The organism is Superficieibacter electus (assembly GCF_002915575.1).
In the GTDB taxonomy this organism is placed as follows: Bacteria; Pseudomonadota; Gammaproteobacteria; order Enterobacterales; family Enterobacteriaceae; genus Superficieibacter; species Superficieibacter electus.
The window spans coordinates 26,776-39,428 of record NZ_PQGD01000017.1 but is presented as its reverse complement, the minus strand read 5'-3'; the positions used below and the strand labels follow the sequence as shown (position 1 = coordinate 39,428).

At 51.0% G+C, this 12,653-nt stretch carries 12 protein-coding genes and 1 pseudogene; 9 read left to right on the top strand and 4 right to left on the bottom strand.

All coding sequences use genetic code 11. The features are described 5' to 3' along the window. Window positions 1–55: 55 nt before the first annotated feature. Window positions 56–958, top strand: a complete 903-nt coding sequence (locus CHU32_RS19590) for a dihydrodipicolinate synthase family protein (RefSeq protein ID WP_103676675.1) — start codon at window positions 56–58, stop codon at window positions 956–958. A 25-nt stretch (window positions 959–983) separates the two neighbouring features. After that, window positions 984–2,330 carry an MFS transporter gene (locus CHU32_RS19585; RefSeq protein ID WP_103750915.1) on the top strand — a complete coding sequence of 449 codons (1,347 nt, stop codon included), beginning with the start codon at window positions 984–986 and terminating at the stop codon, window positions 2,328–2,330. A gap of 12 nt (window positions 2,331–2,342) precedes the next feature. Here the strand turns inward: CHU32_RS19585 and CHU32_RS19580 are convergent, their stop codons facing one another. Next, on the bottom strand, window positions 2,343–2,846 hold the full coding sequence (locus CHU32_RS19580; RefSeq protein ID WP_103676758.1) for a winged helix-turn-helix transcriptional regulator: 504 nt from the start codon (window positions 2,844–2,846) through the stop codon (window positions 2,343–2,345). 128 nt (window positions 2,847–2,974) lie between these two features. Here CHU32_RS19580 and CHU32_RS19575 point away from each other — a divergent pair, with 128 nt between their 5' ends. From CHU32_RS19575 to CHU32_RS19565, 3 genes are all read left to right on the top strand, one after another. Continuing rightward, window positions 2,975–4,186, top strand: a complete 1,212-nt coding sequence (locus tag CHU32_RS19575; protein ID WP_103676673.1) for an MFS transporter — start codon at window positions 2,975–2,977, stop codon at window positions 4,184–4,186. Continuing rightward, entirely contained in the window at window positions 4,183–5,067 is an 885-nt protein-coding gene (locus CHU32_RS19570) for an EamA family transporter (protein ID WP_103676672.1), read from the top strand. Before CHU32_RS19575 ends, CHU32_RS19570 begins: the two co-directional genes overlap by 4 nt. A gap of 212 nt (window positions 5,068–5,279) precedes the next feature. Further along, window positions 5,280–6,353, top strand: coding sequence for an iron-containing alcohol dehydrogenase family protein (locus CHU32_RS19565; RefSeq protein ID WP_103676671.1), 1,074 nt, complete (start codon window positions 5,280–5,282; stop codon window positions 6,351–6,353). Between the two features lie 16 nt (window positions 6,354–6,369). On the opposite strand, the gene CHU32_RS19560 is transcribed toward CHU32_RS19565, so the two are convergent. Continuing rightward, a complete protein-coding gene (locus CHU32_RS19560) occupies window positions 6,370–7,389 on the bottom strand; it encodes a malate/lactate/ureidoglycolate dehydrogenase (protein ID WP_103676670.1) in 1,020 nt (339 codons plus the stop codon). A 275-nt stretch (window positions 7,390–7,664) separates the two neighbouring features. Between CHU32_RS19560 and CHU32_RS19555 the strand changes: the two genes are divergently transcribed. Genes CHU32_RS19555 through CHU32_RS19545 form a run of 3 tightly spaced genes read left to right on the top strand, consistent with a single transcriptional unit; the run spans window position 7,665 to window position 10,342 of the window. Next, on the top strand, window positions 7,665–8,642 hold the full coding sequence (locus CHU32_RS19555) for an ABC transporter substrate-binding protein (protein WP_176691668.1): 978 nt from the start codon (window positions 7,665–7,667) through the stop codon (window positions 8,640–8,642). A gap of 19 nt (window positions 8,643–8,661) precedes the next feature. Beyond that, window positions 8,662–9,504, top strand: coding sequence for an ABC transporter ATP-binding protein (locus tag CHU32_RS19550; RefSeq protein ID WP_103676668.1), 843 nt, complete (start codon window positions 8,662–8,664; stop codon window positions 9,502–9,504). Next, the gene (locus tag CHU32_RS19545) at window positions 9,476–10,342 is read left to right on the top strand and encodes an ABC transporter permease (protein ID WP_103676667.1); all 867 of its coding nucleotides are present in this window, start codon (window positions 9,476–9,478) and stop codon (window positions 10,340–10,342) included. Before CHU32_RS19550 ends, CHU32_RS19545 begins: the two co-directional genes overlap by 29 nt. 218 nt (window positions 10,343–10,560) lie before the next feature. Here the strand turns inward: CHU32_RS19545 and CHU32_RS19540 are convergent, their stop codons facing one another. Both CHU32_RS19540 and CHU32_RS19530 read right to left on the bottom strand, forming a co-directional pair. Then, on the bottom strand, window positions 10,561–11,277 hold the full coding sequence (locus tag CHU32_RS19540) for a YebC/PmpR family DNA-binding transcriptional regulator (protein WP_103676666.1): 717 nt from the start codon (window positions 11,275–11,277) through the stop codon (window positions 10,561–10,563). A 376-nt stretch (window positions 11,278–11,653) separates the two neighbouring features. Further along, window positions 11,654–11,799, bottom strand: a pseudogene (locus CHU32_RS19530) (IS30 family transposase); the annotation flags it as partial. A 362-nt stretch (window positions 11,800–12,161) separates the two neighbouring features. On the opposite strand from CHU32_RS19530, the gene CHU32_RS19525 reads away from it, so the two are divergent. After that, window positions 12,162–12,635 carry a hypothetical protein gene (locus CHU32_RS19525; protein WP_103676664.1) on the top strand — a complete coding sequence of 158 codons (474 nt, stop codon included), beginning with the start codon at window positions 12,162–12,164 and terminating at the stop codon, window positions 12,633–12,635. Window positions 12,636–12,653: the final 18 nt, after the last annotated feature.

The following is a 12,653-nucleotide window of genomic DNA, read 5'->3' as shown; positions in this document are numbered from 1 at the left end:
CATATTTTGGCTTACTCCGCCAGAGTGTCGTTATTCTGGCGGCGAGGAATATTAAATGCAGAATGCTTTATATGCTGGCGTTAACGCCGCGGCGTTAACCTCATTTAACCGCGATTTGACGCTAAATTACGATAACACGATCGCGCATTGCCATTATTTACTTAATAACGGCTGTGACAGCCTGGCCGTGTTAGGCACGACGTCGGAAACCAATTCCCTGAGTATACAGGAACGAGAAACGCTTTTAGAACGTCTGGCTGAAAGCGGCATCCCTGCTCAAAAAATGCTGCCTGGAACCGGCGTCTGTGACATTCCCGGTGTGGTTCGCCTTTCCCGGCATGCGGCAAAAATAGGTTGCCCCGGCGTATTAATCCTCCCTCCGTTTTACTATAAATCTCCCTCGGAAGAGGGGTTGTATCACTTTTATAGCGCGCTGGCGGAACAGCTCGGCGACGTGGTAAAACTCTATTTCTATAACTTTCCGCAGCAGACCACTATTACCTTAAGCTGTAATCTTATTGGCCGATTGCTGGAAAGTTTTCCCGGCGTGTTTCAGGGAATAAAAGATAGCAGCGGCGACTTCGCCAATTCGCTGTCTTATATTGAAGCTTTCTCTGCGCAGGGCTTTGAAGTTTATTCCGGGGCGGATGCCACCTTTGCCCGCTTTATGCAAGCGGGCGGAGCCGGATGTATTACCGCGACGACCAATATTGCTTCGCCGCTGACCGCATTTATCTACCGCAACTATGGCAATGCGCAAGGCATGGCGGCACAGGAAAAGCTCAGCAATCTGCGCCACGTAGTGGCAACAGGTGACACCATCCCTGTCGTGAAAACGTTGCTGGCCTACCATACCCGGGATCCTTCCTGGGAAATAGTGCGCCCCCCGCTATGCGCACTTTCTTCCGACGCCCGACGAATTCTCATTGAAAAATATCAGACCCTTTTGCTGCGGTAATTAAGTGATTTCTGGAGAATGTGAAATGAAAAATTCAGATAAAAAAACACACATCCGCTATTTGATGTTGGTATTTATGGGCGTGGCGATGCTGGTTAATTTTATCGACCGTGCGACGTTATCGGTTGCCGCTCCCGTTATGAGCAAAGAACTCAACTTCAGTGCCGCAGATATGGGATGGGCGTTTTCTGCATTTGGCTGGGCATATATGCTTTTTCAGATCCCTGGCGGAATTCTGCTGGATAAATTTGGGTCCCGGCTGGTCTATGGTCTGGCGATGATTGTATGGTCGATATTCACCTTTCTTCAGGGCGGCGTTTATCTTTTTCCGTCTGTATTTATGGCACTGTTTATTCTTCGTTTTCTGATGGGGATGGCAGAAGCGCCTGCAACACCCGCCAGTAGCCGCTTGTCGGTACAATGGTTTCCGGACAGAGAACGTGGTTTTGCGACCTCTATTTACCAGACGGCACCTTATGTTGCGTTAGGTGTTTTCACACCGGTGCTGTCGTGGGTTATCAGTATTTATAGCTGGCATTACGTTTTTTATAGTGCGGGTCTGTTAGGGATAGTTTTCGGTGCGTTCTGGCTAATGTTTGTACGTGATCCGCTGAAACATAAATCAATCAATCAGCAGGAGCTTGATTATATAAGGGAGGGGGGCGGTATTCCGGAGTTGGGATCGGCGCAGCGTCAGTCGCAGCAGAAAGTGAGCTGGGCACAAATTAAAACAATGTGTTCAAACCGCATGATGATCGGGGTTTATATTGGCCAGTTCTGCCTGACGTCGATTACCTGGTTCTTCTTTACCTGGTTTCCGACCTATCTGTACCAGGAGAAAGGATTATCGATTATAAAAGTAGGGCTTGTTGCCGCGATCCCTGCGATTGCAGGATTCGTTGGCGGAATTATTGGCGGTATGCTTTCAGATTATTTATTAAGGAAAGGCTATAGCCTGACTTTTTCCCGTAAGTTGCCGATTGTTTCTGGCATGCTGCTATCCTGCTCAATTATCGTGGCGAATTATACTCAGTCAATTCCGGTCGTGATTTTTGTTATGAGTCTGGCGTTTTTTTCCAAAGGCTTTAGTAACCTGGGCTGGTGTGTACTGAGCGACACGTCGCCAAAAGAGGTGCTTGGCCTTGCCGGAGGGATCTTTAATACCTTTGGCAATGTAGCCGGAATTCTCACCCCGTTAGTTATTGGTTTTATCATTCAGGCGACGGGATCGTTCGACTGGGCCATTATTTACGTCGGATCGATGGGGATCGTGGGGGTTATTTCTTATCTCTTTATTGTCGGCAAGCTACAGCGATTAACGCTGAGTCCTGCCCCGGATCTTACCGCCAGTAAAACAGCAGTACATAACTAACTCCTGAAGCGCTCAGGAAGATTTTTCTGAGCCAGCCATGCTGAGATCTTCCGGCATGGCTTTTTTTCCTGCTATAACCCTCTGACGATAGCAATCGGCAGGATCCAGTTTATGCCCCTGCGATGAAAGCACCTCTATCGGCAACACCGGCTCGCCATTGACATTATCCAGCAACACAGAATGCGTTTCGCCATTTTCAAACATATAACGCTCGCCCCATTGCCGCATGGCTACCATGACTGGAAAGACAGAGCGGCCTTTTTCAGTCAGGACATATTCCTTGTATGCACTGCCATCTGAAGCAGGGCAAACCTCAAACACACCTATTTCAACCAAATGTCTCAGGCGTGATGCCAGGATATTTTTTGCCAGCTTCAGGTTTTTCTGGAACTCGCTGAATCTGCGCACGCCATCGAACGCTTCACGAATAATCATGAAGCACCAGCGTTCGCCTATCGACTCTAATGTCCTCGCCACGGGACATTCACTGGTTCTGAGCGATTCCTGTTTTGCCATCTCTTCTTTCACCTCACTCAATCATGGGTATTAGCTTAACGCCTGGAAAAAGAAGTTGCAAAATAAAACCACAATTGCTACTTCTATTAACAAACTAGTTTCAAAAAAAAACCAGAAAGGGTGGTGATATGAATGGCATTGCAGGTAAGGATTCTGGCTGCGTGGGAAAAGCGTCGTCAGGGGAGGCTTTGACGCTGTCACCTCGCATCATATTTCTGTTTTCATGCACGTGTGCGCTGGCGGTGGCAAATGTTTATACGGCTCAGCCTTTACTGGAATCTATAGCCGTCAGCCTGCATGTTGCGCCCGGCGCGATTGGCATCGTGGTCACCGCGACACAAACAGGCTACGCGCTGGGACTACTCTTTCTGGTACCGCTGGGCGATCGCTTTGATCGGAAAAAGCTGGTTATTGTTCAGTTATTGCTTTCCGTACTGGCATTAACCGCATCGGCATTAGCAGCGAATTTACTGATGCTATTGTGCGCAATGCTGCTGGTGGGATTGATGGCCGTCGTGGCACAGCTCGTTGTGGCATGGGCGGCAATAGCGGCAGCGCCTTCACAGCGAGGGCAGGTCGTGGGCAGCGTTACCAGCGGCATCGTGCTGGGCATACTGTTAGCCCGGGTTATATCAGGTACCATCGCTGATATCGCTGGCTGGAGAGCGGTTTATCTTATTGCCGCCTGCCTGTTGTTGCTTCTCTCGCTGGTTCTGGCAAATACGATGCATACGACGCCAAAGCCGCCGGTGCGCACCTCATATCCTTCCCTCGTACTGTCTGTTTTTCAACTTTTCATCACTGAACCGCAGTTACGTAAACGTGGAGTACTGGCGTTGCTGGTTTTTGCCGCCTTCAGTATGTTGTGGACATCAATGGTTCTGCCGCTCAATGCCATGTCGGTGTCGCAAACCGGGACAGGCATGTTTGGCCTGGCCGGGGTGGCCGGTGCGCTGGCGGCTACAAAAGGAGGCGTCTGGGCGGACAACGGGATGGGCCAACGCGCCAGCGGTTTAGCGCTGGCTTTACTGACGCTTTCATGGTTACCCATCGCTTATCTCCATACCACTTTATGGTTGCTGCTTCTCGGCGTAGTGATGTTGGATTTTGCTGTTCAGACGGTTCACGTAATAAATCAAAGTCTGATCATTGCAGCCAGACCTGATGCAGCAAGCCGTCTGGTCGGAGCCTATATGTGTTTTTACTGTCTGGGAAGCGCGCTGGGCGCAATAAGCGCAACCCACCTTTATGCGCTTTGGGGATGGTATGCCGTTTGCTGCGCAGGGGCACTGATTAGTGCTGGTGCTTTTCTCTTCTGGTCTGGAATACGTCACTCATGAAATTACATCATCTGCTACTTGCCGTATTGATCACGGCAGTCTGGGGCATTAACTTTTCAGTCATCAAATTAGGGCTGCACTCGGTCGATGCTTTTATTCTGGCGGGGATCCGCTTTACGCTGTGTGCCCTTCCGGCGATTTTCTTTATTAAAAAACCGGATGTACCGTGGCGTTATATTATCGGCTATGGGCTGATATTTGGTATTGGCCTGTGGGGGCTGGTGAATCTGGGTATCAACGCCGGGCTGTCTGCCGGTATTGCGTCACTGGTGCTTCAGTTCAGCGCCTTTTTCACTCTCCTGATAGGTAGCTGGGTATTCAGTGAGCGATGCAGTCGCTATCAGATTGCAGGTTTCATTATTTCAGGCGCAGGTCTGTTGAGCATTTTTTTTATCACGGATGGTTCTGTCACTCTCTCCGGCATACTGCTGGTGCTTGCGGGCGCGCTGGCGTGGAGTATTGCCAATATCATTAATAAAAAAGCCGGGACCCGACAGGTTTTTGCTTTTCTGGTCTGGTCGAGCGTATTTTCTCCCATCCCGCTTTTCCTGCTGGCGTGGCTGGTAAATGGTACCGCTGGCTATAGTGTGCTGATAAGCCACATTGATGCTCGTGCTATATTATCTATTTTGTTTCAGGTCTATCCCAATACCCTGTTTGGTTACTGGATATGGAATTTACTGCTGAAAAAATATCCTGTTTCCACGGTAGCCCCATTATCATTACTGGTGCCGGTTTTCGGTATCCTCGGCTCAGTGGCAATATTTGGCGAAAACGTGTCGTTTGAAAAGATTATGGCGCTGTTACTGATTATTACCGGCCTGGTAACAGGCGTATATGGTCAGCGAATTAAGCAGTTTGTCGGGCAGCGCACCGGGTAAAGGGTGTGAGGGAGTAACATCACGATACGTCTGCTGCTGTGATGTTAAATGCAAGCTTTTTGCCATGTTATCTTCTTTTTATCAATAGTTAGTAAAAATAGTGAAAATGAAACCCGGGGCAGTGGATTGCACATTATTATATATGCCGTAGCATGGCTAAATCCTTAAATAAATAATATCCCGGAAGGGATGCTGCATGATGGAATTCTCCGATGCTGGCGATTAAATCTCCGGATACCTATTACCACGAACCAGGGCTGCGCCACGAGGCAGGAAAAATCATCGCCACGCTAAGCCAGAATATTTTACTGATCGCCAGCCCGCGCGCCTGGGCGCAGATTGGCCCGGATCTGGAAGTCAGCCTGCGCCAGCATAACGTGCGCTGGCGGGTAGAGATGATGAACGGTGAATGTTCCGATACGGTGATTGCCCATTTCATCGACAGAGCGAAGCTGGCTGGTGCTGGCCTGATACTGGGCGTCGGCGGCGGGCGGGTGCTCGACACGGCTAAAGCGGTGGCCAATGGTCTGGAACAGGTTATGTCGGTTACCTTTCCCACTATTGCTGCAACCTGTGCGGCCTGGTCGCCGCTGACCATTATTTATGATGACGCCGGGCGCTATCAACGCCGCCTGCTGCTGGATAGACTGCCGAAAGCGGTGCTGGTGGACAGCGAGATTATCGCCAAATCCAGTGTACGTTATTTGAAGGCCGGTATCGTTGATGCGTTGGCCAAGTGGTATGAGTTTGCTCCTTATCAGCGCCTGGAGCCTGCCAGCCTGGCGCTAAATCTGAAAGTGCAAACCGCCCGTCAGGCGCTGGATACCTTCCGTCAGTACGGGACCCAGGCTCTGCTGGATAATGAGCAGGGCCTGGTCAGTGAAGCCCTGATTCGGGTGATCGACGCCAGTATTGCTATAGCCGGAATGGCGAACAGTATCCGGGAAGATAATCCCACGCCGGGCGTGGCTCACGCAATCCATAACCGCCTGACCTGGGAACCTGAACTGCATCACTGGCTGCATGGAGAAAAGGTCGGCTTCTGCCTGTTGGTGCAGTCGCTGCTGGAGCGCGGCGATATCGGACCGGATCCGGAGCTGTTGGCGTTTTTGCGGCAGTACGAGATGCCGCTGACACTTGCGCCGCTCAGCGCGCCGGACCCGACAGTGTTCAGGGCGATTGCTGAAGGGGTGACTATTCCGGACTCGGCAGCAAAACGGTTGCCATTTGATGTATCAACTGCCGCGCTGGAGCAGGCGCTACACGCCAGCAGCGTACAGTTCTGACAGGTAATCCGGGCCTTCAAAACGGCTGGTTTGGATCCAGTTCAAGAAACTGCTGCCAGCTGACTTCATCAACATGAATCCCGTTTTCGCTGCGTTGTGCGTAGTGTCGGGCCTCAGGTTCACCGGGGATCTGTACCTCGTCACTGGATGAGCGCAACCAGGCCAGTTGCGCTTCCATTTCCTGCTGCCAGGCATCACCTGCACCGAGACGCAGCGGGTCGAAGAGGATCGACAACATATTATTAATAATGCCGGGGCGTGGCGGGAAGCGGTGACTTTCAGTCTGTCCGCCGGTGAGCGCAGCCCCGAGCAGGGTGCAGATTAATGACAGTCCGGCCCCTTTATGCCCCCCGAAGGCCAGCAGGGAACCGCGTGGCTCCTGCATCAGGCTGCCGGCATCAGTGGTCGGGTTGCCAAGGTGATCCACCGCGCAGCCTTCCGGTAACGGTCGACCCTCATTCCAGGCTATCCTGGCTTTATTGCCGGCAATCGCGCTGGTGGCAAAATCAAGGATCACCGGGTTATGGCTGGCACGTGGTATCCCCACACACAGCGGGTTGGTGCCAAGTCTTGGCTGCTTGCCGCCAAACGGCAGCACCGCTGACGGGGCGCTGACATTGGCAAAGTGCAGCGACACCAGACCAGCTTCTGCGGCCTGTTCCGCCCAGGCACCGATACGCCCCAGATGGTGGGCTTCATGAATACCGATAATTGCTACCCCATAGTCACGCGCCCGGCTGATACCGACGCTCATTGCCTGCTGGCCCAACAACTGACCGAAACCGCACTGTCCGTGAAAGGAGACCAGCGGGCCTTCATCGCGCACCAGACGCAGTTCGGCGTACGGGTTTAAATCTCCGGCCTGAATGGCGTTGATATAACGGGGCAGCAGGGTAACGCCATGGGAATCATGGCCTTTCAAAGAGGCCTCGACCAGATTATTCGCCACCAGGCGAGCGGTATCGACAGGGGTATTTACCCGTAAAAGATGGTGTTGTAACAGATGACGAAGTGTTTGCGCACTGAGTACAGGCATAACGCGTCCTTAGCAATCAGGATTGCACACGGATATTTAAAAGCGAAGCCCGACTATATACAGAATGGTTTTTTAACATAACCATAAAAAATAACTTAGCTATTCCGCTGACTGGCAAAGGGATAATACAGCGGAAAATTTCGCATTGCCGGATATGATATAAGCAATGCCAGTTAAATCATTTCTTTTTTGCAGGCAATATCGCCAATCATTTATCTTTCGTGACAGACCTCGAGGGAATATAAATGAAAAAGCGTCCTCATCTTTTAGCCGGGATGGCTATTGCCATAACCCTTGCTGCCGTTAGCGGCGAGGCGCAGGCAGAAGGTAAAATCAGTATTGCGCAGCAATTTGGCATTGGCTATTTGATCCTCGACGTGGTGCGGGATCAACATCTAATCGAAAAAGAAGGTAAAAAAGAGGGGCTGGATATTGAGGTGGACTGGCGCACCTTATCCGGTGCCACCGCCATGAATGAAGCACTGCTCTCCGGTGCCCTGGACGTCGCTTCTGCGGGTGTGCCGCCGCTGCTGACCCTCTGGGATCGCACCCGCGGCAAACAGAACGTTAAGGCCATCGCCTCGCTGGGGTCAATGCCCAACTATCTGTTAAGCAATAATCCGGCGGTCAAAAGCGTGCGCGACCTGAGCGATAAAGACCGCATTGCGGTGCCCGCCGCCGGCGTCGGATTCCAGTCGCGAACGTTGCAAATTGAAACCGCAAAGTTGTTCGGCAACGCCGACTTTAAGCGCTTTGACCGAATTAGCGTCAGTCTGCCGCATCCGGATGCCAGTGCAGCGTTAATCGCTGGTGGTTCGGAGATCAGCACGCATTTCTCCAGCCCGCCGTTCCAGTACCAGGCTCTGGAGCACAGCAACGTACATAAAATTCTCAGTTCCTATGATGTGCTGGGCGGTCAGGCGACCTTTAACGTGCTGTATACCACCCAGAAATTCCATGATGAAAACCCGAAAACATACCGTGCTTTTTATCGGGCACTGAGTGAAGCAGCGAAGATAATCAACGCCGATAAAAATGCGGCGGCGGAAACCTATATCCGGGTTGAGAAATCGCGTCTGCCGCTACCGCTGGTGCAGAAAATCGTTAACGATCCGGAAATCAGTTTTACCGTTTCGCCAGAGCGCACCTTTGTATATGCGCAGAAACTTCATGAGCTGGGTGTCCTGAAAAATAAGGCAGACACCTGGAAAGACTATTTCTTCACTGAAGCCGGAGAGAATCCCGGCAGCTAACGCAAGACAGGAGAGCACTATGTCACAGCTCACCACAGCGGAGCCGTTGCTACAGGTCAACGCGCTCGATATTGAATACCGCACCCGTGAACGCCGGGTGCGTGCGACCCATGATGTCAGCTTTGACGTCTGGCCGGGAGACCGTTTTATCCTGCTGGGTCCCTCCGGCTGCGGAAAGTCGAGTCTGCTAAAATCGGTTGGCGGGTTTATCAAACCGTTGCGCGGTGAGATTACGCTGGCAGGCAGTCGTATTAGCGCGCCGGGACCGGATCGGATGATGGTGTTTCAGGAGTTTGATCAGCTGCCGCCGTGGAAGACGGTGCTACAAAACGTCATGTTTCCACTGATTGCCAGCCGCAAGGCAACGCGGGCAGAAGCGCGCGACCAGGCGCTGTATTTTCTCGATAAGGTCGGGCTGGCTAACTTTGCCAATGCCTTACCGCATACGCTTTCCGGCGGCATGAAACAGCGGGTGGCAATTGCCCGCGCGCTGGCAATGCGCCCGCGGATGCTACTGATGGATGAGCCGTTTGCCGCCCTTGATGCCCTGACCCGACGCACCATGCAGGAAGAACTGCTCTCCCTGTGGGACGAGGAGCGCTTTACCCTGCTGTTCGTGACCCATTCTATTGAGGAAGCGCTGGTGGTCGGCAGCCGTATACTGGTGCTGTCGCCGCATCCGGGGCGGGTGCGGGCAGAGTTGAACTGCCACCAGTACAGCCTTAATGATTTCGGCAGCCCTGCCTTCCAGGCGGCGGCGAGCCATATTCACCATCTTTTGTTCCCACCTGCGGTGAACGTCCCTTCATCGTCTGCCATCCAGGAGCTGGATCATGTCACAGCCACCGTTTATTCGTCCTGAATATGAGCGGGCGCTGCCCCCGCTGCGCGATATCACTGTTGATGAGGTGCTGCCGCTGTCCCGGCGGTTGTGGAATCAGACCTGGCTGCGCAAAGGCGTGGTGGTCCTGCTGGTGTTGGCGTTGTGGGAGGCGGCAGCGCGCTATCAGCAAAACGATCTGATGCTTCCTGGCGTGCTCGATACGCTGCATGCCTTTATAGACGACATGCGCAGCGGCGAGTTGCCGGAAAAGATTGTTAACTCACTGAGTACATTACTGAAAGGTTATCTAATCGGTAGCGTGCTGGCGCTGGTGGCCAGCGCGCTGGCAATCACCACCCGCTTTGGCCGCGACCTGCTCAGTACACTGACCGCGATGCTTAACCCACTGCCTGCTATAGCCCTTTTGCCGCTGGCGCTGCTATGGTTTGGGCTGGGCAATGTGAGCCTGGTGTTTGTGCTGGTGCATTCGGTAATGTGGCCGATTGCGCTGAATACCTGGTCAGGGTTTAGCAGCGTGCCGGAAACCCTGCGTATGGCCGGACGCAATTATGGACTGAGCGGCCCACGCTATGTGATGACGATCCTGATCCCGGCATCGCTACCCTCGATCCTCTCCGGTCTGAAAATTGGTTGGGCTTTTGCGTGGCGTACGCTGATTGCAGCCGAGCTGGTGTTTGGCGCATCAAGCGGCGAAGGCGGGCTTGGCTGGTACATATTCCAGAGCCGCAACGAGCTGTTTACTGACCGGGTCTTCGCCGGACTGGCGACGGTGATTATTATCGGTCTGCTGGTCGAAGGAGTGGTGTTCTCTACCCTGGAAAAAGCGACGGTAAAACGCTGGGGGATGCAGCGCTGAGTGAGGTTTTCGCCATCCTCCGTCAAGCCACTGCGCCAGCAGAAGGTGATTATCGACGTTGATAATCACCTCGCTGATGCCCGGAGCTTGTACGTTGTTTTTTTAGCGTGAATTCTATCTATTTTTTATAATCAACCCATCTGGCCAGTTATGCTTTTTTATAACAAATTTACCAGACTAAGAAATCTGCCGTAATGACAGGTTTCTTTAATTCCCGATTAGAGATTCGCAACGTTATGATATACTTTTTGAACATCATCGTCATCTTCAAGGGCATCAACAAGTCCTTCAAAGATTTCTAAATCTTCTGGTGAAAGTTCAATTTCTGATTGCGCAATCAATTCTAATTCTGTTGTTGAGAACTTAGTAATTCCCGCTGCTTTTAGCGCTGAAATGCCTTTATGAAGATCTGTAGGTTCAGTATAAATAACGATGCTTCCTTCTTCTTCGGTTACATCACGGACATCAACTTCAGCATCCAGTAAAATTTCAAAAATATGGTCAGGGTCTGTGCCTTCAAATACAATCACGCCAGTATTGTCAAACATATAGCTGACAGCCCCTGCCGCTCCGATATTCCCGCCTTTTTTATTAAAAACAGTGCGGACATTAGCAATTGTACGGTTAACATTGGAAGTTAATGTTTCAGCGATAACCATGGAACCATTTGGTCCAAAGCCTTCATAACGCCCTTGCACGAACGTTTCATCGCCGCCGCCTTTCGCTTTATCAATTGCTTTATCAATAACATGTTTTGGAACTTGCGCTTGTTTCGCACGTTCAATAACGAATTTTAAAGATGAGTTTGATTCTGGGTCTGGTTCACCCTGTTTAGCGGCAGCATAGATTTCTACACCGAATTTTGCATATACTTTAGATGTTGCACCGTCTTTAGCCGTTTTTTTAGCAACAATATTGGCCCATTTACGTCCCACTGGAATGGTCTCCTCGAAAATTTATTTACATTATTCTCAGGTTGACAACCTGAGAATTTCTCTTTTTATATTATATCACAATATGTAAATACTCGTCTATGATAAATAAAAATATCAAAACTTCACGGGTTGTAACTTTAATTTTATCAAGGATTAACATTATGGCTAAGCTATTACCGGATTTTCTTTTGAATTTTTTATTTTTATTGTTAATAATTGAGCTATAGCAATAATAAATAAGATGAGAGAAAAAAGTAATAATCCAGGTAATACGCCTGCTATTACGCACCACCTTCGCATTTTATATAGAGCTTTACGCCTGATGTTGGCCAGCAGACACAGCGGGAATAGCGTTTTTGGGGGAGGATGATAAAGGCGTTTTATAAATTGTTTCGTGTGACGTAGGCATTTCCTGATTATCCGGGCAACATCGTTTCTGCCAGTCGGCGATTTGTTCCGGCGACGAGTCCTGATGCAACTTTCTGCAATGCTTCTATACCATGTGGAGCTTTCAATGAGCTTGCGTTAAAAAGTCTGCTTCCGGCACGAAGCGGCCAGCCCCGAGGAACATGACGTCTGCTGAGAAGCGGACATTCGGCATGAGTTCTTTCTGGTGAAGAGTAATGCTAATCAAGAGAGCAAGCATGTAGACGCTCGTCTTGACGGCCATACTACCAGATGATTATCGCTGAGGTTTGGCTCAGCAATTAAGTGCAGCCCGCGTTCTTCATCCTCCCACTTCCGTCATTTCTGCTGTCTCAAGCCGTTCATCTATACTGACGATTGTAGTGGTCATGTGCATACGAGGCCACGCAACCTTAAATACCTTATACCCTGATGAAGCTTAAAGAATAAAAAACCTTTATTTATCCAGGAGATAATTAATGAAAATAACCGATTTCGTTTATTCCGCCTTAATTGGTCTTGTTGCCAGTTGCCGTTCCATGACGCCGATGGCGGCCATCGCTGCGGCACGTATTACCAGACGCGACACACCGGGCAGTCTCTTGCTGCTGGACCGTCCGCTATTCAAATACGGCGCGTTAGCGATGGGTGCAGGTGAGCTGTTTGGCGACAAGATGAAGTCAGCGCCAGACCGCACCGTGTTTTTGGGCTTGTCAGCACGTGTGGCCAGTGCTGGTATTGCGGGTGCCGCGTTAGCACCTGGCGGAAAAGAAAAAACAGGGGCAGCGATCGCTATCTCTGCCGCTGTACCCCTTGCATATGTAACGCTTGCGGCACGCAAAAAGGCCATGGTAGAGGTGGGGCAAACCAGGAGCGGCCTGATTGAAGATACGCTCATCGTCGCTATCGGAGCGGCGGTTGTCTTCTTCGCAACGCGCCCAAAGCGAATTTAAACGCACCCAGTCTTCAAA